Source organism: Rhizobiales bacterium NRL2, assembly GCA_001664005.1.
In the GTDB taxonomy this organism is placed as follows: Bacteria; Pseudomonadota; Alphaproteobacteria; order Minwuiales; family Minwuiaceae; genus Minwuia.
The window spans coordinates 879670-905039 of record CP016093.1 but is presented as its reverse complement, the minus strand read 5'-3'; the positions used below and the strand labels follow the sequence as shown (position 1 = coordinate 905039).

Genomic DNA, 25370 nt, shown 5'->3' with positions numbered 1-25370 from the left:
CGTTCATCGACATTGCCTCAAGCCTCCGTCTCGGCCGGCTGACCGGCCAGTTTCTGCATGTGTTTCAGCATTGCCATCATGCCCACCTGGCGCTGGAAGGTGAGCGCGCCGAGATTGAGCCGCCTGACGTCGTCGACATTGAACTCCCGGATTTCCTCGTCCGTCAGGCCCGAGAACGTCTTCGTCATCATGCGGACCAGTCCCTTGACGATCGCGGCCTCCGAGGCGCCCCTGAAATAGTGCCGTCCACTCTCGCGGTCATGGACGATCCAGACCCGGGACATGCAGCCGTGCATCAGGTTTTCCTCGGTCTTCCATTCCTCCGGGAAGTCCTCGCGGTCCTGCGCCTTGGCCAGATCAAGGATGTACTCGAAGCGCATGTCCTCGTCGTCCAGCGCCTCCAGCGTCTCCGCGAATTCCTGGTAGTCCTCGCGCGCCATCAGCCGAGCATCCTCTTCGCCTTCTCGATTCCTTCGGCCAGCGCATCGACCTCGGCCAGGGTGTTGTAGAGGCCGAAGCTCGCCCGCACCGTGCCGATCACGCCCAGCCGGTCCATCAGCGGCTCCGCGCAATGATGGCCGACGCGGCAGGCAACGCCCTGGCGGTCCAGCACCGCAGCCACGTCGTAGGGGTGAATCCCGTCGACCAGGAACGACACGATCGCCGCCTTGTCCGCGGCCGTGCCGATCAGGCGCACGCCCTCGATCGCGCTCAGGCGTTCGTTGGCATGGGCCAGCAGCCCGTGCTCGTGCGCGGCGATGGCGTCGCGGCCCAATTCCTCGACATAGTCGATGGCCGCGCCGAGGCCGATGGCCTCCACGATCGCCGGCGTGCCCGCCTCGAAGCGATGCGGCGCCTCCTTGTAGGTGGTGCCCTTGAAGGAGACCTTCTCGATCATCTCGCCGCCGCCCTGCCATGGCGGCATGGCGTTGAGCAGGTCCAGCTTGCCGTAGAGCACGCCAAGGCCGGTGGGACCGTAGAGCTTGTGGGCGGTGAAGCCGTAGAAATCTGCGTCCAGATCGCGCACGTCGACCGGTCCGTGGACCGCGGCCTGGGCCCCGTCCAGCAGCACCTTCGCGCCGGCGTCATGCGCCAGCCTGACCAGTTCCTTCGCCGGCACGCGGGTACCCAGCACGTTGGAGCAATGGGTGATGGCGACGAACTTCGTCCGCTCGGTCAGCAGTTCGGCAAAACGCTCGAGCCGGAAGGAACCGTCGTCCTCCACCGGCGCGACCTTCAGCTTCACGCCGGTCGCCTCCGCCAGCATCTGCCAGGGCACGATGTTGGCGTGATGCTCCATCTCGGAGACGATGACCTCGTCGCCTTCCCGCAGGAACGCCCGGCCGAAGGAATTGGCCACCAGATTGATCGCCGCGGTGACGTTGGCGGTGAAGACGATCTCGTCGGGGCTGCCGGCGTTCAGGAACTTCTGCACCCGCTCGCGCGCCGTCTCGAAGGCGTCGGTCGTCGCCGCCGACATGTAGTGGGCGCCGCGGTGGACGTTGGAGTACTGGTGCTCCATGCAGTCGCGCATGGCCTCGATGACCTGCCGCGGCTTCTGGGCGCTGGCGCCGGAATCGAGGAACACCAGCGGCTTGCCGTAGACCGTCTCCGACAGGATAGGGAAATCGCGGCGCACCGCCTCGACATTGTAGGCGGTGCTGTTGGCCAGTACCGGGGCGCGGGAATCAGCCATGGTTCGCGTCTCCTTCGCCCAGGGCCGCATGCAGCCGCTCCAGCAGCCGCCCGCGCAGCGTCTCGTCGGCGATCTCGTCGAAGATCTCCTCGAGGAAGGCCTGGACCAGCAGGGCCCGGGCCTCGGCCTCCGGCACGCCGCGGGCGCGCAGGTAGAAAAGCTGATCGGCGTCCAGTTCGCCCACGGTGGCGCCGTGGCTGCACTTCACGTCGTCGGCGAAGATCTCCAAAGCCGGCTTGGAGTCGATCTCGGCCTTCGGACCCAGCAGCAGCGCCTTGTTGAGCTGATGACCGTCGGTCTTCTGCGCGTCCTTGCGCACCAGGATGCCGCCCTGGAATACGCCGCGCGCGCTGTCGCCCAGCACGCCCTTGTAGACCTCGTGGCTGGAGGTGCGCGGGACCGCATGGTCGATCCGCGTCGTGTGGTCCAGCAACTGCTCGCCCCGGCCGGCATAGGCGCCCAGCAGGCGCAGCTCCGCGCCCTCGCCCATCAGGATCGCGTGCACCTCGTCGCGCGCCAGCCGTCCGCCCAGCGAGAGAATGAACCGCTCATAGCGGGCGTCGCGTCCCAGTTCGGCCGAGGTATCGGCCAGGTGGAAGGCGCCCCGCGCCTCGTCCTGCACCTTGATGTGGCGCAGCCGCGCGTTCTGGCCCAGCCGCACCGCGGCGCCATGGCCGGCGAGATAGTCGCCATCGCCCAGGTGCCGTTCGATCAGCGTCGCTTCGGCGTTCTCGCCCAGCAGCACGCGCAGGCCGGCATGGTGCCCGGCCGCGCCGGCGGCGCCGTCGGAGAGAAAGACCACCTCGATCGCCTGCGTCAGGGTCTTGCCGCGCGGGATCTCGATGACGACGACACCCTTGGCCAGTGCGGTGACGATATCCTGCACCGCCGAGTCATGCGGCTCTTCAGCAAGCTCCGGACGAGCGTCAACCGTAATTCCGTTAACATGTGCGGCGGGCGCTTCGGCGCGGCCATTGCGGACGACGATCTGAAGCGCGCCGTCGACCAGCGGCGCCGGCACAGCGGGCATCGCGCCTTCGCATCCGCCGCTCTGCAGGAACTTCTCCAGCGGGCGGAGGCTGGTGAACTTCCAGTCCTCCTGCCGTGTTGTCGGCAGGCCACGGTCGCGCAGCCGCTCGGCCGCCGCCTTGCGGACGGCGTCGCCGCGGTCATGGCCCGCCAGCAGGATATCGAGAACTTCGCTCATTGCCGCCTCAAGCCGCCTTTTCCGAACCGAAGGCCGCGTAGCCCTTTTCCTCGAGCTCGAGGGCCAGGGACTTGTCGCCGGACTTGGCGATCCGCCCGTCCGCCAGCACGTGCACGCGGTCGGGCACGATGTGGTCCAGCAGCCGCTGATAGTGGGTGATGACCAGCATGCCGCGTTCCGGGCTGCGCAGCGCGTTGACGCCGTCGGCCACGATCTTCAGCGCGTCGATGTCAAGACCGGAGTCGGTCTCGTCGAGCAGGCAGAACTTCGGCGCCAGCATGGCCATCTGCAGGATCTCGTTGCGTTTCTTCTCGCCGCCGGAAAAGCCGACATTGACCGGGCGCTTCAGCATCGCTTCGGCGATGTCGAGGTCCTTCGCCTTCTCGCGCACCAGTTTCATGAACTCGAGCGCGCTCAGCTCTTCCTCGCCGCGCTGGCGGCGCAGCGCGTTGACCGAGGTCTTCAGGAAGGTGAGCGTGGCGACACCGGGAATCTCCACGGGGTACTGGAACCCCAGGAACAGCCCTGCGGCGGCGCGCTCCTCCGGTTCCATTGCCAGCATGTCGCGGCCTGCGAACGTGGCGCTGCCCGCGGTGACGACGTAGCCCTCCCGGCCCGCCAGCGCATAGGCCAGCGTCGACTTGCCGGCGCCGTTCGGACCCATGATGGCGTGCACCTCGCCCGCCGCCACTTCCAGGTCGATGCCCTTCAGGATGGGCTTGCCGTCCACTTCGACGTGCAGGTTCTCGATCTTCAGCATGAGCTACCGCCCTCGCTTTCCTTCATGTCATCCCCGCCGGCGCCTTGTGTCGCGCGGGGATCGGTTCGAACGCTTGACGCCTTTCGGCGCCCGATCCCCGTGCGCCGCCTCGCGGCGACGGGGATGACGAAACTGAAACGCCACTTTACCCGACGCTCCCCTCCAGGCTGATGCCCACCAGCTTGGTCGCCTCCACGGCGAATTCCATCGGCAGTTCGCGCATCACCTCGCGGCAGAAGCCGTTGACGATCAGCGCCACCGCCTCTTCGTCGGAGAGGCCGCGCTGACGGCAATAGAACAGCTGGTCGTCGGAGATCTTCGAGGTCGTCGCCTCGTGCTCGACGCGGGCCGAGGGGTTCTTCGATTCGATGTAAGGCACGGTGTGCGCCCCGCACTGGTCGCCGATCAGCAGCGAGTCGCACTGGGTATAGTTGCGCGCGCCCTCGGCGCCCGGCTGGATGCGCACCAGACCGCGATAGGTCTGGTTGGCATGGCCGGCCGAAATGCCCTTGGAGATGATCGTCGACTTCGTGTTCTTGCCGATGTGGATCATCTTGGTGCCGGTGTCGGCCTGCTGGCGGTTGTTGGTGATGGCGACCGAGTAGAACTCGCCCACCGAATTGTCGCCCTGCAGGATGCAGCTCGGATATTTCCAGGTGATCGCCGAGCCGGTTTCCACCTGGGTCCAGGAAATCTTGGAGTTGCGGCCGCGGCAGGCGCCGCGCTTGGTGACGAAATTGTAGATGCCGCCCTTGCCGTTCTCGTCGCCCGGATACCAGTTCTGCACCGTGGAGTACTTGATCTCCGCATCGTCCAGCGCGATCAGCTCGACCACCGCGGCATGGAGCTGGTTCTCGTCGCGCATCGGCGCGGTGCAGCCCTCCAGATAGCTGACGTAGGAGCCTTCGTCGGCGATGATCAGCGTGCGCTCGAACTGGCCGGTGTTCTCCTGATTGATGCGGAAATAGGTCGACAGCTCCATGGGACAGCGCACGCCCTTGGGGATGTAGACGAAGCTGCCGTCGGTGAAGACGGCCGAGTTCAGGCAGGCATGCTTGTTGTCGGAAAACGGCACCACCGAACCCAGATACTTCCGCACCAGCTCGGGATGGTCGCGCACGGCCTCCGAGATCGGGCAGAAGATGATGCCCTTTTCCTTGAGCTGCTTCTGATAGGTGGTGCCGACGGAGACGCTGTCGAAGACCGCGTCCACCGCCACCTTCGGCGCGCCCTCGACGCCGGCCAGCACTTCCTGCTCGCGCAGCGGAATGCCCAGCTTCTCGTAGGTTTCCAGCAGCTTCGGGTCGACCTCGTCCAGGCTCTTCGGCTTGTCCTGGCTCTTCGGCGCCGCGTAGTAATAGGCGTCCTGATAGTCGATCGGCGGGTGATCCACGAAGGCCCAGCCCGGCTCCGGCATCTTCTGCCAGCGCGCATAGGCCTTCAGCCGCCATTCCAGCAGCCATTCGGGTTCGCCCTTCTTGGCCGAGATCAGGCGGATGATGTCCTCGTCGAGGCCCTTCGGCGCGAGATCCATGTCGATCTCGGTCGAGAAGCCGTACTTGTAGCGCTCGGCGAGGCTCTCGACCTGTTCGACGGTTTCGGCCCGTGCTGCCATTCAGATACGCTCCTCTTCCCGTTCCCGGACGGGTTCGGCCGGGGGAAACGCCATCGGCTGCACGGCCATGTCGGCGAGCGTGACGCTCTCCAGCGCCGTGCGGATGGCATTGTTAACCTTGTTCCAGTTACCGCGCATGCCGCAGAAGGATTCGACATTGCAGCTGTCGTCCGCGCCGTCGACGCAGGCGGTCAGCGCGATGGGCCCTTCCAGGGCCTGGACGATCTCGGCGACCGTGATTTCGTCGGGCGTCCGGTCCAGCCTGTAGCCGCCCTGCGCGCCGCGGATCGATATCAGCAGTCCGCCGCGGGCCAGTTCCTTCAACAGCTTCGAGACGGTCGGCTGAGGCACACCCGTTTCGTCGGCGATCTGCGTCGCCGCGAAGACGCGGCCGGTGGACTGGCCCATATGGCCCATCATCACCACCGCGTAGTCCGTCATTTTACTCAGACGCATCATGACCTTGGCATGCCCGCTTCGATACCGAACCGTTCTGGTCCTCTATGTATCGGACCGCTGGCGGAAATCAAGAGCGGATTGGTACGGATTGCCGCCCGCTCAGTCGGCGCGGCGGCGCAGCAGGCCGCGGTAGATCTCCTGATCGCCGACCACGCCGACCAGCCGGCCGTCATCGACCACCAGCACCGGCGCCCGCGAACCGGCGCAGAGTTCGATCGCCGTCTGGATCACGATATCCGGGCCGGCCGCGGTGACCGTATCCGGCCGGATCATGTCGACCGCGCCCTCCTGCAGGTGGACGATCGCCACGTCATGGCCGTCCCGGCGGGCCGACGCCGGACCGCCCGCGTCATTCAGGTCGATGCGCCAGCCGCCTTCCAGCAGCACCGCGCCATCCTCCCGCGCCAGCTTCGCGAGGGGGCGCATGATGGTCGCGGCGCGCAGCACCTGCAGCGGGTTCATGTGCTGGACGAAATCGGCGACGTAGTCGCTGGCCGGATTGAGCACGATGTCCTCCGGCTGGCCCGTCTGGACGATCTCCCCGCCCTCCATGATGGCGATGCGGTTGCCCAGCTTGATCGCCTCGTCCAGGTCGTGGCTGACGAAGATGATGGTCTTCTTCAGCCGCGTCTGCAGGTCCAGCAGTTCATCCTGCAGGCGGGTACGGATCAGCGGATCGAGCGCCGAGAACGGCTCGTCCATCAATAGGATGGGGGCGTCGGTGGCGAAGGCGCGGGCCAGGCCGACGCGCTGCTGCATGCCGCCGGAGAGCTCGTCGACGCGCCGCTCGCCCCAGTCCTCCAGATGCACCAGATCCAGCTGGCGGCGCACCCGCTCCGCGCGTTCCCGGGCCGGCACGCCGGAAAGCTCCAGTCCGAAGCCGACGTTCTCGGCGACGCTGCGCCAGGGCAGCAGCGCGAATTGCTGGAACACCATGGCGACCCGGCCGGTGCGCAGGCGCCGCAGCTCGGAGGCCGGACAGCGCGTGACCTCGACCTCGCGCTCGCCGTCATGAACCGTCACCTCGCCGCGCGTGGCGCGGGTGAGCCCGTTGACGCAGCGCAGCAGCGTCGACTTGCCCGAGCCCGACAGCCCCATCAGGACGACGATCTCGCCCGCGTTGACGTCCAGGCTGGCGCCCTTCACGCCGACCACGTTGCCGGTCTCGGCCTGGATCTCGGCGCGGCTCATGCCCCGGTCGATCATGGGCAGGGCCCGGGCCGGCTTCTCGCCGAAGACGATGTCGACGTCGCGGAAGCGGACGACCGGCGCGCTCATCGGCCGGCGGGGCCGTCGTCGCGGCGGCAGAGCCGGTCGAGGATGATGGCGATCAGCACGATGGCGAGGCCGACCTCGAAACCCTTGGCGATGTTGACGGTGTTGAGCGCACGCAGCGTCGGCACGCCCAGGCCGTCCGCGCCCACCAGGGCGGCGATGACCACCATGGAGAGCGAGAGCATGATGGTCTGCGTCAGCCCCGCCAGGATCGACGGCAGGGCGTAGGGCAGCTCCACCTTCCACAGCAGCTGCCAGCCGGTGGCGCCGAAGGCCTCGCCGGCCTCGATCAGCGGCTTCGGCGTCGAGCTGACACCGAGATGGGTCAGCCGGATCGGCGCCGGCAGGGCGAAGATCACGGTAGCGATCAGCCCCGGCACCATGCCCAGCCCGAACAGGATCAGCGCCGGAATCAGATAGACGAAGGTCGGGATCGTCTGCATCAGGTCGAGCACCGGCCGGATCGCCTTGTAGAGCCAGGGGCGGTGCGCCGCGGCGACGCCCAGCGGCACGCCCGCCGCCATGCAGACCAGTGCCGCCGACAGCACCAGCGCCAGGGTCTCGGTCGTCTCCTCCCAGTAGTCCTGGTTGATGATCAGCAACAGCGAGAGGACGACGAAGGCGGTGAAGGCGATGGAGCGTTTCAGCGCCCAGGCCAGTACGCCCGTGAAAGCGATGACGATGAACGGGTGCGGCGTCTGCAGCAGCCAGAGCAGGCCGCCGATCATGGTCTCCAGTCCCACCGACACGGCGTCGAAGAACCAGTCGAGATTGTCGGTGATCCAGTCGACCAGGTCGCGGACCCAGCCTCCGATCGGGATCTTTCGCTCCGTCAGCCAGTCCATCCGCGCCCCCTCGCTGCACCGCCCCGCTCAGGCGGCGGACGGCGCCCCGGCGCCGCCCGCGCCCGCAGAGCGGTTCAGATGCCGAGCTCGGCCTTCACCGCTTCCAGCGCATTGCCGTCCGCGGTGGTGCGGACACCTTTCAGCCAGGTTTCCAGCATCTCGGGATGGTTCTTCAGCCAGGCCCGGGCCGCCTTCTCGGGATCCTGATCCTCGTTCAGGATCGCGCCCATGATCTCGTTCTCCATGGCCAGCGTGAACTTCAGATTGTTCAGGAACCGGGCCACGTTCGGGCACTCCTCCAGATAGCCCTGGCGGACATTGGTGTAGACCGTGGCGCCGCCGTAATCGGGGCCGAAATAGTCGTCGCCGCCCGACAGATAGGCCATGTCGTAATTGGCGTTCATCGGGTGCGGGGCCCAGCCCAGGAAGACGATATGCTCCTTGTTCTTCACCGCGCGGCCGACCTGCGCCAGCATGCCCTGCTCGGAGCTTTCGACAACCTCGAAGCCGTTCAGGCCGAAGGCGTCGGCGGCGATCATGTCGAGGATCAGGCGGTTGCCGTCATTGCCCGGCTCGATGCCGTAGATCTTGCCGTCGAGCTGTTCGCGGAACTCGGCGATATCGGAGAAATCCTGCAGTCCCGCATCATAGGTGTACTGCGGCACGGCCAGGGTGTACTTGGCGCCCTCCAGATTGACGCCGACCACGTCGACGCTGCCTTCCTCGCGGTAGGGGGCCAGATCGGCTTCCATCGTCGGCATCCAGTTGCCCAGGAAGACGTCGATGTCGGCGTTCTTCAGCGACGTATAGGTGACCGGCACCGACAGCACCTTCACGTCGGGACTGTAGCCCAGCGCCTCCAGCACCACCGTGGTGGCAGCGGTCGTGGCGGTGATATCGGTCCAGCCCACGTCGGAGAAGCGGACTTCCTTGCACTTCTCCGGCTCGTCATAGGCGTTCTGCGCCGCGAAGGCCGAGGCCGAGACGGCGAGGGCCAGACCGGCCGCAACGGAAAGGATCAGGTTCCTCATGACGCACTCCCTTTTGTTATCTCTCGCGTCGGGCAACCACGATCCGTCCTGCCGCACCGGGCGTCAAGACGTCCTTGCGCCACGCGCCGGCCGCGATATATAGCGCCGGTCATGGACATCGATCTGGATATCCCGGGCACGCGGGCGGACGCACGCGTCGTCGTCGCCATGTCGGGCGGCGTTGACTCGTCGGTGACGGCCGCGCTCTGCAAGGAAGCCGGCTATGACGTGGTCGGCATCACGCTGCAGCTCTACGACCACGGCCTGGCGACGGCGCGCAAGGGCGCCTGCTGCGCCGGCCAGGACATCCACGACGCCCGCCGCGTGGCCGAACGGATCGGCATCCCCCACTACGTGCTGGACTATGAAAGCCGCTTTCGGGACGCGGTGGTCGACGATTTCGCCGACGCCTATCTGCGCGGCGAGACGCCGGTGCCCTGCATCCGCTGCAATCAGACGGTGAAGTTCCGCGACCTGCTGGAGACGGCGAAGGACCTGGGCGCCGCGGCGCTGGCGACGGGACACTATGTCCGCCGCGCCGACGGACCCGGCGGGCCGGAACTGCGCAACGCCGCCGACGACAGCCGCGACCAGAGCTATTTCCTGTTCGCCACCACCCGCGAACAGCTCGGTTTCCTGCGCTTTCCCCTGGGCGGCCTGCCCAAACCGGCGGTCCGCGCCCATGCGGAACGCCTGGGCCTGCCGGTGGCGTCCAAGCCCGACAGCCAGGACATCTGCTTCGTGCCCAACGGCGACTACCGCCGCGTGATCGAGCGCCTGCGCCCCGACGCCCGCGTGCCGGGCGAGATCGTGGACCTGTCCGGCCGGGTGCTGGGCCGCCATGACGGCGTGATCGGTTTCACCATCGGCCAGCGCAAGGGCCTGGGACTGGGCGGCGAAGGCGGCGGCGAGACCGAGCCACGCTATGTCGTCCGCCTCGATCCGGCGCGCGCCCGCGTCGTCGTCGGCCCGCGCGAGGCCCTGGCCTGCCACGCGCTGACGGTGAAGGAGATGAACTGGCTGGGGTCCGACGTCATCCCCTCAGACGGCCTGCCGGTGATGGCGAAGATTCGCAACACGGCGCCGGCCACCCCGGCCCGGCTGTTCGCCGGCGCCGACGGCTGGGCGACGGTGCGCTTCGATCGACCGGAGTTCGGCGTCTCGCCGGGCCAGGCCTGCGTCTTCTATGACGGCGACCGGGTGCTGGGCGGCGGCTGGATCGTCGAGGCCGAAAGCGCGGCTGCGGCGTAGCGGGCACGACGCACTGCAAGCTCGTCACCCCCGCCCTGTGCGGGGGTCCGGAGCGGCTTCGCCACAAGTCAACAATTCAGCCGGATGCCCGCACGAGGCGGGCATGACGCCGTTCGGGGGGGCGGGCATGGCACCCCTACAAGCGCCGGCCGGCCGGACCACCCCCGGCGCGCGGACCGGGTCAGTTCACCAGTTCGAGGCCGATGGCGGTCGCCTCGCCGCCGCCGATGCAGATGCCGGCGACGCCACGCTCCAGCTTGCGGGCCTTCAGCGCATTGATCAGCGTGATCATGATGCGCGCGCCCGACGCACCGATGGGATGGCCCATCGCGCAGGCCCCGCCATTGACGTTGACCTGCTCGGCGTCGAGCTGCAGCTCCTGCATCGCGGCCATGGGGACGACGGCGAAGGCCTCGTTGATCTCGTAGAGGTCGACGTCGTCCTTCGTCCAGCCGAGCTTCTCGTGCAGCTTGTCGATGGCCTTGACCGGCGCGGTGGTGAACCAGTTGGGCGCCTGGGCGTGGCTGGTGTGGCCCAGGATCCGGGCGATGGGCGTCAGCCCGCGGCGCTCGGCCTCCGACTGGCGCATCATCACCAGCGCCGCCGCGCCGTCGGAGATGGACGACGAATTCGCCGCCGTCACCGTGCCGTCCTTGCGGAAGGCGGGCTTCAGCGTCGGAATCTTGTCCAGATTGGCGTTGCGCGGCTGCTCGTCGGAATCCACCGTCACCTCGCCCTTGCGGGTCTTCACCGTCACCGGCGCGATCTCGCCGGCGAAGGTGCCGTCGGCCTGGGCGGTCTGCGCCCGCTTCAGGCTGCGGATCGCGTACTCGTCCTGCTGGTCCCGGGTGAACTGGTAGTGCTGGGCGCAGTCCTCGGCGAAGGTGCCCATCAGCCGCCCCTTGTCATAGGCGTCCTCCAGGCCGTCCAGGAACATGTGGTCCTTGACCTCGCCATGGCCGAGGCGGAGTCCGCCGCGCGCCTTGGGCAGCAGATAGGGGCTGTTGGTCATGGACTCCATGCCGCCGGCGACCATGACGTTGTTGACGCCGGCGATCAGCAGGTCGTGGCTGAACATGGCCGCCTTCATGCCGGAGCCACACATCTTGTTGATCGTCGTGCAGCCCGTGGCGTCCGGGATGCCGGCGCCCCTGGAGGCCTGGCGGGCGGGCGCCTGTCCCTGACCGGCGGGCAGCACGTTGCCCATGATCACTTCCTCGACGTCCTCGCCGCTCAGGCCGGCGCGCTCCAGCGCGGCGCGGATGGCGGCGGCGCCCAGCACGGCGGCGGTCTCGCCGGCCAGTTCGCCCTGGAAGCCGCCCATGGGGGTGCGGGCCATGCCCACGACGACAATCGGATCGCTGGTGCTCATCTGAGGGTCTCCTTCGGCAGGAATTCGCTGTTCGCTGGCTACAACATAGGGCGGGGCCTGTCCCGCGCAAAACCGGCATCGCCGCCCCGCATCGGCTTGTGGACGGACGCCGTTTGGCCCACTCTGCCGGCGACTTGCCAACGGGTCTTGGGGAGGGCTCTTCGTTGAATCGCCGAAACGTCCTGCTGATCACCACCGATCAGCAGCGCCACGATGCGCTGGGCTGCACCGGCGGCCGGATCGCCCGCACGCCCGTGCTGGACCGGCTGGCCGGCGAAGGCGTGGTCTACGACCAGGCGCGGAACCAGAACGTGGTCTGCATGCCGGCGCGGTCGACCATCCTGACGGGCCAGCACATCCGCCGCCACGGCGTCGTCTCCAACGGCATCCCGCTGCCCGAGGACGCGCCGCACGTGGCCCGCATCCTCAATGACGCCGGTTACGCCACGGCGCTGATCGGCAAGGCGCATTTCGAGCCCGCCTCCCATACCGACTTCTTCGAGAACCGCGCCGCCGCGGCCGGCAATTTCGGCCCGCACAGGGGCTTCGACCGCATGGAGCTGGCGGGTCATACCGGCCGCCCGGGGCGCAGCCTGTTCCATTACCCGAAATGGCTGGCCGACCGGCACCCGGACCATGTCGAGGACTACTACCAGACGGTCGTCGGGCGGCAGGTCAACGGCGCCGGCGGCGGCGACACCGGTGCGCCGCAGGTCTGGCACAACCCGATCCCGCGCGACCTCTACCACACCGACTGGACGGCCGACCGCGCCATCGACTGGCTGGAGAGCCTGGCGGGCGACGCGCCGTGGTTCCTCTGGCTCAGCTTCCCCGACCCGCACCATCCCTGGGACCCGCCGCAGTCGCAGCTGGGCCGGGTGAACTGGCGCGACCTCGACCTGCCGGCGGGCTATCCGGGCTCGGCGGAGGCCTGCCGCGAGCTTCTGGCGGGCAAGCCCCGGCACTGGCTGGACTGGTACGAGGGCCGTCGCCGCTTCAACTTCGAGACGCCGCCCAGCTTCCGGCCCGCCGACCTGACGCCCGACCAGATCCGGGAGATCGACGCCGTCACCCATGTCGAGAACGAACTGATCGACGAGGCCGTGGGCCGGGTCATGGACGCCATCGGCGCGTACGGCTGGGACGCGGACACGGACGTGCTCTACACCACCGATCACGGCGAGTTCCAGGGCGACTTCGGCATGCTGTTCAAGGGGCCGTACCACGTGGACTCCCTGATGCGCGTCCCCATGTTCTGGCGGCCCGCGCCGTCGGCGGGCGCCACATCGGGCCGCGTCGCCGCGCCCGTCGGTCATGTCGACCTGGCGCCCACCATCTGCGCCATCGCCGGGCTGACGCCGGACCCGGAAATGCAGGGCGCGCCGTTGCCGCTCGACGAGGCTGCCGGGGCCGGTCGCGCCTGCACCTTCACCGAATGGCACGACCGCTTCGAGGAGACCGACGTCGATCTCGTCACCATGACCACGCGCGACTGGATCGTCACGGTCTACGAACCCGGCAACTACTTCACCGGCGAGGAGGGTGAGCTCTACGACCTCGCCAACGATCCCCGGCAATGGTTCAATCTGTGGGACGATCCGGGCTACCGGAAGGTCCGGGACGAACTCGTGGCGGCGCTGCGCGAATCCATGCCCGCGGGCCGCGCCGAACCGCTGGAGAAGATCGCGCCGGTCTGAGACGCGCCGCAACGCCAGGGAGGCCTCGACCATGAATCTCTACCGTCTGCTGCAGGAAGCCGAGGCGAAGGGCAAGCCCGTCCGCGTCGGACTGATCGGAGCCGGCAAGTTCGGCTCCATGTTCCTGGCCCAGTGCCGCCGGACGCCCGGCATGCACCTGCTTGGCGTGGTCGACCTGGCCGAGGGCCGCGCCGCCGAAAGCTGCCGCACCACGGGCTGGCCCGACGAACGGATCGACGCGATCGATCCGGCCGACGCGCTGACGACCGGCAAGACCTGGTGCGGACAGGACGCGATGAAGCTGATCGAGGCGGACGGTCTGGACGTGGTGATCGACGCCACGGGGCATCCGGCGGCGGGCATCCAGCATGCGCTCGCGGCCTTCCGCAACAGGCGCCACGTGGTCATGGTCAATGTCGAGGCCGACGTGCTGGCCGGGCCGCTGCTGGCGCGGCGCGCGGCCGAGGCCGGCGTGGTCTGCTCCATGGCCTATGGCGACCAGCCGGCGCTGATTTCCGAGCAGGTCGACTGGGCGCGCGCCATCGGCCTGGAGGTGGTCTGCGCCGGCAAGGGCACCAAGTACCGCCCGGTCTATCACCGCTCCACGCCGGACACGGTCTGGGATTACTACGGCCTGACCGCGGAACACGCCGCCGCCTCCGGCATGAACCCGCAGATGTTCAATTCCTTCCTGGACGGCACCAAGTCGGCGATCGAGATGGCGGCGGTGGCCAATGCCTGCGGACTGACGCCGCAGAGCCATGGTCTGGGCTTCCCGCCCGCGGCGGTGGAAGAGCTCTGCTCGATCCTGCGCCCGCACAATCTGGGCGGCGTGCTGGAGCACGAGGGCACTGTCGAGGTCGTCTCCTGCGAGACCCGCGACGGCGCGCCCGTGCCGAACGACCTGCGCTGGGGCACCTATGTCACCTTCAAGGCGCCGGACGAGTACGTCCGCCGCTGCTTCTCGGACTATGGCCTCGTGGTCGACGACACCGGCGACTATGCCGCGCTCTGGCGGCCCTATCACCTGATCGGTCTGGAGCTCGGCATCTCGGTCGCCTCGGTGGCGCTGCGCGGCGAGGCGACGGGTGCGACCGGCGGCTTCCGCGGCGACGTCGCCGCCACCGCCAAGCGCCCGCTGAAGGCCGGCGAGATGCTGGACGGTGAAGGCGGCTACACGGTCTTTGGCCGGCTGATGCGCGCCGATGAATCGCTCAAGGCCGGCGTGCTGCCGCTCGGCCTGGCCCACGGGGTGAAGCTGAAACGCGACATCGCCGAGGATGCAGCCGTCACCTGGGACGACGTCGAATTCGACTCCGCCGACCCGACGGTCGCCTTCCGCCGCGAGATGGAAGACGCGTTCCGGACCTGAACCGAGGCCTGCTGGGCAGCGGGATCAAGTCCCGCTGCGGGTCGGGGGTTTTCATCAACGTCGCGACAAATTCTGCCCGTCCCGGGACTCGATCCCGGGACCCATTTCAAAACGAGCCAGCCTTCTCCGACGCGCCTAGCGGAATTCGAGGCCCTCGAAATCGCCCTTGTCGCGCCATTCCTTCAGATACTTGAAATAGGCCAGCGCGCCCGCCGGATAGCCGACGAAGTTGAGCTTGTCCTCCGGCCCGCGCGGCTGGCCCTCGTTGTTGTAATAGCCGGGCGTGCAGTCGGGCCCGCCGATCAGCCGCTCCGGCGCGGTCAGCAGCAGCTCGATCCACTTCTGCTCCGCCTCGGCGGTGACCTCGACCTCTTCGGCGCCACGTGACTGCGCCTCGGCGACGATACGGCCGATGGTCCGCCCCGCCTCGGTCAGGTTGTGGGGCACATTGGAGATCAGGTTCGCGCCCTGGGTCGGCTGCACGAAGAAGGCGTTGGGGAAGCCGTGCGCGTGGATGCCGTGGAGCGTTCGCATGCCCTTCGACCAGTGCTCCGAGAGCCGCTGCCCGTCCCGGCCGGCAATGTCGAAGCCCGCGCGGCGGGTCCATTCGGTGCCGACCTCGAAGCCGGAGGCGTAGATGATGCAGTCGACCTCGTATTCCCGGCCCCGGGCGACCACGCCCTTCTTCGTGATGCGCTCGACGCCCTTGCCGTCGGTGTCGATCAGCTGCGTCGAGGGCTCGTTGAAGGCCTGCAGATAGGCGTCGTGGAAACAGGGCCGCTTGCAGAGCTGCCGGTACCAAGCCTTCAGCTTCTCTGCTGTCTCCGGATCCTGCACTACCGTCTCGGCGCGGCGGCGGATTTCCTCCATCTTCTCGAAGTCCGAATCCTCGTAGACCGCCATCATCTTCTCGATGGTCATCTCGCCCGGCGGCAGCTGCATGATTCTGGTGCGGACCCGGCGCGAGATCTCGGTCCAGCCGTCCCGGACCCAGTCCTCCGCCATCGTCAGCCCGCCCTGGTTGGCGGTGAAATTCTCCAGCCAGCGGTCCTGCCAGCCCGGCTTGGCGATCTCGCCGAACCAGTCGGGATCGATGGGACGGTTGTCGCGCACGTCCACGGACGAGGGCGTCCGCTGGAAGACGTAGAGCGTGCCGCAGGCTCGGGCGAGGTGGGGCACGCACTGCACCGCGGTCGCGCCGGTGCCGATGATCGCCACGCGCTTGTCGGCGAGGTTCTCCATCCGCGGGTCGGCCGGATCGCCGCCGGTATAGGCGTAGTCCCAGCGGCTGGTGTGGAAGCTGTGGCCGTCGAAATCCTCGATGCCGGGAATGCCCGGCAGCTTCGGCACGTGCAGCGGACCGGTGCCCATGCCGACGAACCGCGCAGTGAAGCAGTCGCCGCGGCTGGTCTCGATCGTCCAGACCTTCGCCGCCTCGTCCCAGCGGATGTCCTCGACCTCGGTGTGGAACAGGGCGTGCTCGTAGAGGCCGAACTGCGTCGCGATGCGCACGCAGTGTTCGCGGATTTCCGGCCCGTGCGCGTATTTCTCGCTCGGCATGTGGCCGGTCTCTTCCAGCAGCGGCATGTAGATCATCGAGGCCGTGTCGCACTGCGCGCCGGGATAGCGGTTCCAGTACCAGGTGCCGCCGAAGTCGCCGCCCTTCTCGATGATGCGGACGTCATCGATTCCGGCTTCCTTCAGCCGTGCGCCGGTGACCAGCCCGGCGAAGCCGCCGCCGATGAAGGCGAAGGTCACGTGATCGGCGACCGGCGCCCGCTGGACGAAAGGGGTGTAGGGATCGTCGGCATAGTGCGCGAGCTGTCCCCTGAGCTGCAGGTACTGGTCGTTGCCGTCGGCCCGGAGGCGCTTCTCCCGCTCCTCGGCGTAGCGCCGCTTCAGCGCTTCCTTGTCGATGACGGGAGCGGGCGTGTCGGCCATGGCGCGTTCCTCCGGATCTGTTCCGGTTCCGGCATAGCCCCGGAGTGCGCTGAGTGGCAAGCGCAGAGGCCCGGGTCAGGGCCGGGTCATCAGTCCTGGTCCGGATTGCGCAGCAGGACCTCGCGCTTGCCGACATGGTCCGCGGCCGAGACCATGCCCTCTTCCTCCATCTGCTCGACGATGCGGGCGGCGCGGTTGTAGCCGATCTTGAGCTGGCGCTGGACGAAGCTGGTCGACGCCTTGCCCGAGCGCGCCACGACCTCCACCGCCTGGTCGAACAGCGGATCGTCCGACGACCCGCCGCCCTCGCCGGTAAAGCCGTCGCCGTCGTCCTCGGGCTCCTTGGTGACGTCCTCCAGGTACTGGGGACGTCCGGTCTTCGCCAGCCAGCGGGTGATCTTCTCCACGTCGCCGTCGGAGACGAAGGGGCCGTGCACGCGCACGATCCGCGAGCCGTTCGGCATGTAGAGCATGTCGCCCTGACCCAGCAGCTGCTCGGCGCCCTGCTCGCCCAGGATGGTGCGGCTGTCGATCTTGGAGGTGACCGAGAAGCTGATGCGGGTCGGGAAGTTGGCCTTGATGGTGCCGGTAATGACGTCCACCGACGGGCGCTGGGTGGCCATGATCAGGTGGATGCCGGCGGCCCGCGCCATCTGCGCCAGGCGCTGGATCGCGCCCTCGATGTCCTTGCCGGCGACCAGCATCAGGTCGGCCATCTCGTCGACGACGATGACGATCTGCGGCATCGGCTCGGTGTCCAGCGGCACGTCCTCGTAGGCCGGCTCATCGGTCTCGGGGTCGAAGCCCGTCTGCACCCGCTTGGACAGCGTCTCGCCCTTCGCTGTCGCTTCCTTCACCCGCTCGTTGAAGGCGGCGATGTTGCGGACGTTCAGGTCCGACATCTTGCGGTAGCGGGATTCCATCTCCTTGACCGCCCATTTCAGCGCCACGACCGCCTTCTTCGGCTCGGTGACCACCGGCGTCAGCAGGTGGGGAATGCCCTCGTAGACCGACAGCTCCAGCATCTTCGGGTCGATCATGATCATGCGGCACTGCTCCGGCGTCATGCGGTAGAGGAGCGACAGGATCATGGTGTTGACGGCGACCGACTTGCCCGAGCCGGTGGTGCCCGCGATCAGCAGGTGCGGCATGCGGGCCAGGTCCGCGAAGACCGGCTCGCCGCCGATGTCCTTGCCCAGCGCCAGCGCCAGCGTGCCCGGGTTCTTCTCGAACGCCGCCGAGGCCAGCATCTCGCGCAGATAGACCACCTCGCGGGTGTTGTTGGGCAGTTCGATGCCCAGCGCGTCGCGTCCCGGCACCACGGCGACGCGGGCGGAGATGGCGCTCATCGAGCGGGCGATGTCGTCGGCCAGCCCGATGACGCGCGAGGACTTCGTGCCCGGGGCCGGTTTCAACTCGTAGAGGGTGACCACCGGACCGGGGCGGACATCGGTGATCTCGCCCTTGACGCCGAAGTCGTCGAGAACGCTCTCCAGCATGCGCGCGTTCTGCTCCAGCGCATCGGCGCCGGCGCGGGCGGGATAGTCTTCCGCCGTGGGCTCGTAGAGCAGGCCGAGCGGCGGCAGTTTCGGCTCCTCGCCGTCCTTCGCGCCGAGGTCGAGTTCGGGCTCGCGCTCCTTTGCCGCGCGTTGGCCGGGCCTGGTGCGGGCCGGCGTCGGTGCGACCCGCTGCGTCTTCGTGGCCTTCGTCTTCTTGGGCTTCGCGGTCCGGCGCTCCGAGACCGTCTCTCTTTCGTCTGCGGCATCGTCCCGGCCGGCGTCCGTCCCGCGGCGGCGGGTCAGGCCGCCCAGCGCCGAGAAGGGCAGCGCCATCCAGCCCGGCGGCACGGCGCTGGCCCAGGCCAGTCCGGCAAAGGCGAAGATGGCCAGCAACGCGCCTGTGGCTGCGCCGGCCCAGACCGGCGCGCCGTCGATGAAGGCGGCCATGCCGGCGCCCGCGGCGCCGAGCACGCCGCCGAAATGCGCCGGCGGCGCGGCGAACCAGGGCGCCAGCGCACCGAGCCCCATGGCCCCGCCGCAGGCGGCGAACACCGTCACGGCGCCGCGCCAGCGCAGGGCGGATGCCGGCCGGTGGGCGATGATGCGGAGCGCGTGACAGAAGGGTACGGCCAGCACGATCAGGGCGATCGGGCCCGTGAGTTGCAGCATCAGATCGGCAAACACCGCGCCTGCCGGACCCAGCAGGTTCGCAGTCTCGCCCGCCCCGGCGCGGTTCCAGCTCGGGTCCGCCGGGTCATGGCTGGCGACGGCGACGATGGCCGCCAGGACGACCGCGGCCAGAACCACGCCGGCGAGTTCGACCAGACGCCGGCCGAGGAAGCGTTTCAGTTCAGGCGCGGCGAAGGAGATGCCGGTTCTGCTGGCGGTGGATCCGGCCATGGCGGACTACTCCATCAGTTCGGAAATCTTGGTGAGCGCGTCGGCCACGGTCTCGCGGTCGTGCACCAGGGCGACGCGGACGAAGGGCCGGCCCGGATTGCCATCCGCCTCGTCGCGGGCGAGATAGCCGCCGGGCAGCACGCGCACGCCCGTGCGCTGCCAGAGGCGGGCGGCGAAGGCCTCCCCGTCGCCGACGTCGAGCCAGAGGAAGAAGCCGCCGGCCGGGCGGGCATAGCCCTTGCGGTTACCCAGCTTCTCGTCGGCCAGATCGAACAGCGCGCGGTAGTGGTCGCGGGTCTTTCCGACATGCTCCTCGTCGCGCCAGAGCGCCGTGGAGGCAGCCGCGACCGGGTTCGGCAGCGGCGCGCCGCCGAAACTGCGCAGCTTCGCATAGCGCGCGACCAGATCGGGATCGCCGGCCATGAAGCCGGAGCGCAGACCCGGTGCGCTGGAACGCTTGGAGAGCGAATGGAAGACGACGAGATTGCGGAACCGCCCGGGCGTCGCCGCCGCGATCTCCAGCCCGCCCGGCGGCGGCGTTTCGTCGTAGATTTCGGCATAGCACTCGTCCAGCGCCAGCACGATGTCGTGGGTGCGCGCGATCTCCAGCGCGCGGCGGAGATAGCCCGCGTCGGCGATCGAGCCCTGCGGATTGGCCGGCGTGCAGATGTAGAGCAGCGCCGCGCGCTTCAGGACGTCCTGCTCCAGCGCCTCGAGATCGGGCAGGAAGCCGTTCGCCGCCGTCGCCGGCATCAGGTGGACCTCGGCGCCGGCCATGGTCGCGGCGCCCAGATAGCACTGGTAGAAGGGGTTCGGGACCAGCACCAGCGGTCGGGTCGCCGCGCGGACCGCGGGCACCACCAGCTGGGCGATGTTGTAGAGCCCTTCGCGCGTGCCGTTGAGCGGCATGATCTCGGTTTCGGCATCCATCGCCGCGCCACCGGTCAGGCCATAGCGCCGGTCGAGCCAGTCGGCGATGGCGCGGCGCAGTTCCGGCGTGCTGTTGGCCGCCGGATACTTGCCGAAGCCGGCGGCGTCCTTCGCCAGCGCGTCCATCAACAATGGCGGCGGACCCAGCTGCGGCTCGCCGAGCGCGAAATTGAGCGTCGCCCCCCCACCCTCGACGCCATCCAGCAGGTCCCGCAGGCGCTGGAACGGATAGTCGGTCAGCAGATCGAGGCGGGCATTGGTCATCGAAGGCCGGTCGCGCGAATCGGTGGAGACAAAAGACTCAACCAGATTAGTTGGTTGAGAACAATTCCGCAACTGACGCTTCAATTGTTGCGCGGCAACGGCGAACCGCTTGCCAGCACGGAGTAATCCCCCTCCCCGGCCCTCCCCCTTGGACAAGGGGGAGGGTGCGTCCGCGCCAGCGGAGGCGGGAGGGGGTCGAACCGATCATCAACCGGAAGCCTGACGCCTGCGCTACGCGCTCCGCCCCCTGGCGTGGAAGACGAAGCCCAGCAGGTTCATGAGCAACTGCGCGGCCAGAAAGGCGGTGGTGCCGTCGCGGTCGTAGTCGGGCGCCACCTCGACCAGGTCGACGCCGACGATCTCGCCCCGGCCGGCCAGCCCCTGCAGGAACTCCAGGATCTCGTAGTAGAGGAAGCCGCCATGGCTGGGCGTGCCGGTGCCCGGCGCGATCGAGGGATCGAAGCCGTCGATGTCGATGGTCAGGTAATAGCGCCTGTCTGACGGCACCCGCGCCAGCACGCCGTCCACGCCCAGCTTCCTGAACTGCCGGACCGAGAGGATGTCGGAGCCCGCGGCCCGGGCGGCCGCGTAGTCGTCGCGGTTCGACGAGGAGACGTTGCGGATGCCGAGCTGGCTGAAGCCGGTGACATGCGCCATCTCCGAGGCGCGCCTGAGCGGATTGCCGTGGCCGTAGCGGACGCCGTGGCGTTCGTCGACGAAATCGAGATGGGCGTCGATGTGGACGATATGCACCGGCGGCTGGTCACCGAAGGCCCGGATGCAGGGGATGTGGACCGAATGGTCGCCGCCGAGGACCACCGGCAACGCCCCGGCGTCCAGGATGCGCCGCACGCCCGCCTCGATGTTGTCGTGGCTTTTCGTGGTATCGGTATGGATGATGTCGGCGTCGCCGATGTCCACGATGCGCACCCGATCGGCGGGAAGGTAGGTCACGTCATCCTCATGATCGTAGGCGCCGCCATGGCCGAAGGAGAACAGGGTCGAGGCCTCGCGGATCGCGCGGGGGCCGAAACGCGCGCCGGCCCGGTACTGGGTGCCCATATCGTAGGGCGCGCCGAAGACGGCGACGTCGGCCTCGATCCGGTCCCAGTCGAGGCAGACGGGCTGCCTGGCGAAAGTGCAGTGCCCGACGAAGGGCAGGTTGAGCCGGCCGGAGTCATAGGCGTTGCCCGTCATCGAAGCTTTCTCCCGGTTCTGCTGGTCGCGGCCATGGTCGGCCTTCTCGCCCTGCTGCCGCAAGCCCCCGCCCGTGCCCAGGCCGTCGATGTCGCCATCGTGCTGGCGGTCGACGTTTCGGCCAGCGTCGACGCCGGCGAGTACGGCCTGCAGATGCGCGGCGTCGCCGAGGCGATCGCCCACCCCGCGGTGATCGACGCCATCGCGCGTGGCGAGTTGGGCGCCGTGGCGCTCTCCCTGGTGCAATGGTCGTCGGATGCCGAGCAGGCCGTGGTGGTCCCGTGGACCCGGATCGACGGCGCGGCCTCGGCGCAGGCGCTGGCCGCCCGGATCTGGTCGGCGCCCCGCGCCTTCCGCTTCCGCGGCACGAAGATCGGCGCGGCGCTCCGGTTCTGTTTCGACCATCTCGACCGCGCCCCTTTCCCCGCGGCGCGGCGGGTGGTCGATCTCTCGGGCGACGGCGTCAACCGCGGCCCGCCCCTGCTGCGCGAGACCAGGGCGGAAGCGATCCGGCGCGGAATAACGATCAACGGCCTGCCGATCCTCAGCGACGAGCCGCGCCTGGGCCAGTACTTTCAGGACTGGCTGATCGCCGGCCCCGGTGCGTTCGTCATCGCCGCCGACAGCTTCGAGGCCTTCCGGCCCGCCATGGTGCGCAAACTTGTGCGTGAAATCCGGGGCATGCCGATGGTATCGAAACGCTGAGGAGGACACCGTCCATGCAGATCGAACTGAGCCCCGGGGAACGGGCCCTGCAGCAGAAGGCCCGGGAAATCGCACGGGACGCCATCGCCCCGCGCGCGGCGGAGATCGACCGCACCGAGGCCTATCCCTGGGACCACGTGAAGACCCTGAACGACGCCGGGCTGATGGGCCTGACCATCCCGAAGGATCTGGGCGGCCAGGGCCGGAGCTTTCTCGACGCCGTGCTGGTGATCGAGGAGATGGCAAAGGTCTGCGGCGTCACCGGGCGCATCGCCGTGGAATCCAACATGGGCGCGATCTCCGCCGTCCTGACCTACGGCACGCCCGAGCAGCGCCGTATGGCCGCCGATTTCGTGCTTTCGGGCGACAAGCCGGCGATCTGCATCACCGAGCCGGAGGCGGGCTCGGCGGCGACCGAGATGACCACCCGCGCCGAGAAGCGCGGCGACCGCTGGGTGCTGAACGGCCGGAAGCACTGGATCACCGGCGGCGGGGTCTCCCGGCTACACCTGATCTTCGCCCGCGCCTTCGACGAGGACGGGAGCGAGCTCGGCATCGGCGGCTTCATCGCCGTGCGCGAGGAGGACGAAGGCCTGCGCATCGGCAAGCGGGAGCCCACCATGGGCCTGCGCGGGATCCCGGAGGCCGAGGTGATCTTCGAGGATCTCGAACTGCCGGAATCCCGAGTGCTGATGCCGCCTTCCGGCTTCCGGCGCGGCTTCGCGGATCTGATGAACGCATACAATTCCCAGCGCGTCGGCGCCGGCACCATGGCGCTGGGCATCGCCGCCGGCGCGCTGGAGCATGCCCGCGACTACGCCCTGGAGCGGGTCCAGTTCGGACGCCCCATCGCCGAGTTCCAGGGCCTGCAATGGATGCTGGCCGACATGGCGATCCAGGTCGACGCGGCGCGGCTGATGCTGCAGGGCGCAGCCCGCAGCCGCGGACCCGGCGGCAGCCCCTTCCCCGATCCCTATTCGGCCGCCCAGGCCAAGGTCTTCGCCTCGGAAATGGCGATCAAGGTGACCAATGACGCGCTGCAGGTCTTCGGCGCGAAGGGCTATTCGCGCGATGCGCCGATGGAGCGGATGGTGCGCGACGCACGCATGTTCACCATCGGCGGCGGCACGGCTCAGGTGCTGCGCACGGTTGTCGCCTCCGGCCTGCTCGGCATGAAGCTGCCCCAGACCCGCGACGGCTATGCCGGAAAGAACTCGCCGCCGCCGAAGCAGGCGGCGGAATGACCATCCGTCGGCGCCCTCGGGCTTGACCCGAGGGCCCAGCGATCCGAAGAACCGGGTGCCCGGGTCGAGCCCGGGCAAGCCGTCATTCCTCTATGTGCGACGATCCAACGACCGGTGAAGCCTCCATGACCGACGCCCTCGACCTCGCCCGCGACCTGATCCGCTGCCCGTCCGTGACCCCGGCCGAAGCCGGCGCGCTGGACTGCCTGGAGGCGGCGCTGAAGCCGCTGGGCTTCGCCTGTCACCGCCTCACCTTTTCCGAGGAAGGCACCCCGGACGTGGAGAATCTCTACGCCCGCTACGGCGCCGAGGGGCCGGTCTTCTGCTTCGCCGGCCATGTCGACGTCGTCCCCGTCGGCGACGCGGCGGCCTGGCGCCACGATCCCTTCGGCGCGGAGATCGAGGACGGCCAGCTCTACGGCCGCGGCGCCACCGACATGAAGACCGCCATCGCCTGCATGGTCGAGGCCGCCGAGCGCGTCATCGCCGACGGGTTCACGGGCTCGATCGCCTTCCTGATCACCGGCGACGAGGAAGGCCCGGCGATCAACGGCACGACCAAGGTGCTCGACTGGATGGCCGCGCAGGGCGAGACCATCGACGCCTGCCTGGTGGGCGAGCCGACCAACCCGGTGGCGCTGGGGGAGATGGCCAAGATCGGCCGCCGCGGCTCCTTCTCCGGCCGGCTGGTGGTCAACGGCACCCAGGGCCACATCGCCTATCCGCACCTGGCCGACAATCCCCTGCCGCGGCTGGTGAAGATGCTCGACCGCATTGCGGCGATCGACCTGGACGAGGGCAACGAGCACTTCCAGCCGTCGAACCTGGAGATCACCACGATCGACGTCGGCAACACCGCCTCCAACGTCATCCCGGCCAGCGGCCAGGCGTTCTTCAACGTCCGCTACAACACGCTGCAGGACGCCGCCGGGCTGGAGGCGAAGATCCGCGCCGCCTGCGACAGCGTCGGCGGCGACTACACACTCACGGTGCGCAATTCGGGCGACCCGTTCCTGACCGAACCCGGCGATCTGACGGCCAACCTGCACGACGCCATTCTGGCCGAGCTTTCGGTCGAGCCCGACCTCTCGACCACGGGCGGCACGTCCGACGCGCGCTTCATCAAGAACGCCTGCCCGGTGGTCGAATTCGGGCTGGTCAGCCAGACCATGCACAAGGTCGACGAACGCTGCGCCGTGGCCGACATCCCCAAGCTGACCGCGATCTACGAGCGGGTGCTGCGGGGCTTCTTCGGGAAGGGCTAGCGCAGGCGCAGACGCAACTGCCCGTTGTTGTCAGCGCCCCAACGCCGCATCGAACCAAAGCGCTCCCAATAAACTGACAATTCTATCTATCACTATTTATACGAGCCGATTTTTTTTGCCTGTCTGTTAAATTCAAAACCTTTCCGAGCGTTGAATAATCAAACAATGCTCCTTGAATATTCGCATTCTTCATGTTCACATTATCCAAACGACACCCGGTGAAGTCCGCATTTTGCAGATTTGCGCTAGAAAGATCTGCATTGGAAAAATCGGAGTTTTCAAAATTGCCTCGCTGTAGCGAAGTTGATTTCATTACTGCCCCGCTAAACCTACATGAAAGAAATGTTCCTGCATACAAGGACGCACCAACAAAATTTGAGTTCGAAAAATCAGACTCATTAAATTCACAGTCACGGAATGATGAATTCTCTAAATTTGCTCCCCTGAAAGATGATTTTCTGCCAACTGCATACCTACATTGAACTTCTAAAGCCTCCAATTGTCCGAAATCCGTGCCATCAAGAACTGTGTATCGCAATAATGATCTGTTAAATTTTGATTTCCAGCATTTAGAATTTGAAAGATTGGAATGTTGCATATGCGCATTTGAAAAATTTGTTCTGTCAAATGCAATTCCAGAGAGCTTTGCGCCTCGCATTTGCGCATTTGAAAAATCCGAATCTTTCAGATAGGCCCTAAATAAATCTGATTTACTTAGTACGGCCCCAGAAAACTGCCCCCCTTTTGCGCCTACGCCTCGCAAATTGCATGCCGTTAGTCGTATAGGCTGATTCGTAGGGTCGTTTTTTGAATCCCGCCTTGCCAGAACTCGAAACGCTGCCTTC

20 protein-coding genes are annotated in these 25370 nt (G+C 67.7%); 6 read left to right on the top strand and 14 right to left on the bottom strand.

What is annotated here, in order from left to right; genetic code table 11:
• Positions 1-17: 17 nt before the first annotated feature.
• The 9 genes from TEF_04180 to TEF_04140 all read right to left on the bottom strand — a co-directional run bounded on the left by TEF_04180 (position 18) and on the right by TEF_04140 (position 8888).
• Positions 18-440, bottom strand: coding sequence for a hypothetical protein (locus TEF_04180; protein ID ANK80076.1), 423 nt, complete (start codon positions 438-440; stop codon positions 18-20).
• Complete coding sequence (locus TEF_04175) at positions 440-1696, bottom strand: cysteine desulfurase (GenBank protein ID ANK80075.1); 1257 nt, start codon at positions 1694-1696, stop codon at positions 440-442. Before TEF_04175 ends, TEF_04180 begins: the two co-directional genes overlap by 1 nt.
• A complete protein-coding gene (locus tag TEF_04170; GenBank protein ANK80074.1) occupies positions 1689-2903 on the bottom strand; it encodes a Fe-S cluster assembly protein SufD in 1215 nt (404 codons plus the stop codon). The genes TEF_04175 and TEF_04170 overlap by 8 nt, the downstream gene beginning before the upstream one ends.
• Positions 2904-2910: 7 nt before the next feature.
• A complete protein-coding gene (locus TEF_04165; protein ID ANK80073.1) occupies positions 2911-3663 on the bottom strand; it encodes a Fe-S cluster assembly ATPase SufC in 753 nt (250 codons plus the stop codon).
• A gap of 145 nt (positions 3664-3808) precedes the next feature.
• Positions 3809-5278, bottom strand: coding sequence for a Fe-S cluster assembly protein SufB (locus TEF_04160; GenBank protein ID ANK80072.1), 1470 nt, complete (start codon positions 5276-5278; stop codon positions 3809-3811).
• Positions 5279-5737: an SUF system Fe-S cluster assembly regulator gene (locus TEF_04155; GenBank protein ANK80071.1), complete on the bottom strand. Its 459-nt coding sequence runs from the start codon at positions 5735-5737 to the stop codon at positions 5279-5281.
• Positions 5738-5836: 99 nt separating this feature from the next.
• Positions 5837-7015 carry a choline ABC transporter ATP-binding protein gene (locus TEF_04150; protein ANK80070.1) on the bottom strand — a complete coding sequence of 393 codons (1179 nt, stop codon included), beginning with the start codon at positions 7013-7015 and terminating at the stop codon, positions 5837-5839.
• Positions 7012-7857: a choline ABC transporter permease subunit gene (locus tag TEF_04145; GenBank protein ANK80069.1), complete on the bottom strand. Its 846-nt coding sequence runs from the start codon at positions 7855-7857 to the stop codon at positions 7012-7014. Before TEF_04145 ends, TEF_04150 begins: the two co-directional genes overlap by 4 nt.
• Positions 7858-7931: 74 nt before the next feature.
• Positions 7932-8888 (bottom strand): glycine/betaine ABC transporter substrate-binding protein, encoded by a 957-nt coding sequence (locus TEF_04140; protein ID ANK80068.1) that lies wholly within the window; start codon positions 8886-8888, stop codon positions 7932-7934.
• A 111-nt stretch (positions 8889-8999) separates the two neighbouring features.
• Between TEF_04140 and TEF_04135 the strand changes: the two genes are divergently transcribed.
• Positions 9000-10139, top strand: a complete 1140-nt coding sequence (locus TEF_04135; GenBank protein ID ANK80067.1) for a tRNA 2-thiouridine(34) synthase MnmA — start codon at positions 9000-9002, stop codon at positions 10137-10139.
• A gap of 181 nt (positions 10140-10320) precedes the next feature.
• Here TEF_04135 and TEF_04130 read toward each other — a convergent pair whose 3' ends face one another.
• Positions 10321-11511: an acetyl-CoA acetyltransferase gene (locus TEF_04130; GenBank protein ANK80066.1), complete on the bottom strand. Its 1191-nt coding sequence runs from the start codon at positions 11509-11511 to the stop codon at positions 10321-10323.
• Between the two features lie 164 nt (positions 11512-11675).
• Between TEF_04130 and TEF_04125 the strand changes: the two genes are divergently transcribed.
• Together TEF_04125 and TEF_04120 are read left to right on the top strand one after the other, a co-directional pair.
• Positions 11676-13208, top strand: coding sequence for a sulfatase (locus TEF_04125; GenBank protein ID ANK80065.1), 1533 nt, complete (start codon positions 11676-11678; stop codon positions 13206-13208).
• A 31-nt stretch (positions 13209-13239) separates the two neighbouring features.
• Positions 13240-14580 carry a flagellar biosynthesis protein FlgA gene (locus TEF_04120; GenBank protein ID ANK80064.1) on the top strand — a complete coding sequence of 447 codons (1341 nt, stop codon included), beginning with the start codon at positions 13240-13242 and terminating at the stop codon, positions 14578-14580.
• Positions 14581-14715: 135 nt separating this feature from the next.
• Here the strand turns inward: TEF_04120 and TEF_04115 are convergent, their stop codons facing one another.
• From TEF_04115 to TEF_04100, 4 genes are all read right to left on the bottom strand, one after another.
• The gene (locus tag TEF_04115; GenBank protein ID ANK80063.1) at positions 14716-16521 is read right to left on the bottom strand and encodes a monooxygenase; all 1806 of its coding nucleotides are present in this window, start codon (positions 16519-16521) and stop codon (positions 14716-14718) included.
• A gap of 89 nt (positions 16522-16610) precedes the next feature.
• Positions 16611-18869 carry a hypothetical protein gene (locus TEF_04110; protein ID ANK83264.1) on the bottom strand — a complete coding sequence of 753 codons (2259 nt, stop codon included), beginning with the start codon at positions 18867-18869 and terminating at the stop codon, positions 16611-16613.
• Positions 18870-18926: 57 nt separating this feature from the next.
• Positions 18927-20114, bottom strand: a complete 1188-nt coding sequence (locus TEF_04105) for an aspartate aminotransferase (protein ID ANK80062.1) — start codon at positions 20112-20114, stop codon at positions 18927-18929.
• Between the two features lie 231 nt (positions 20115-20345).
• The gene (locus tag TEF_04100) at positions 20346-21311 is read right to left on the bottom strand and encodes an agmatinase (protein ANK80061.1); all 966 of its coding nucleotides are present in this window, start codon (positions 21309-21311) and stop codon (positions 20346-20348) included.
• 33 nt (positions 21312-21344) lie between these two features.
• On the opposite strand from TEF_04100, the gene TEF_04095 reads away from it, so the two are divergent.
• The 3 genes from TEF_04095 (at position 21345) to TEF_04085 (ending at position 24525) form a co-directional block, all read left to right on the top strand.
• Positions 21345-22016: a hypothetical protein gene (locus tag TEF_04095; protein ANK80060.1), complete on the top strand. Its 672-nt coding sequence runs from the start codon at positions 21345-21347 to the stop codon at positions 22014-22016.
• A 14-nt stretch (positions 22017-22030) separates the two neighbouring features.
• On the top strand, positions 22031-23260 hold the full coding sequence (locus TEF_04090) for an acyl-CoA dehydrogenase (protein ID ANK80059.1): 1230 nt from the start codon (positions 22031-22033) through the stop codon (positions 23258-23260).
• 125 nt (positions 23261-23385) lie between these two features.
• A complete protein-coding gene (locus TEF_04085) occupies positions 23386-24525 on the top strand; it encodes a succinyl-diaminopimelate desuccinylase (protein ID ANK80058.1) in 1140 nt (379 codons plus the stop codon).
• Positions 24526-25370: the final 845 nt, after the last annotated feature.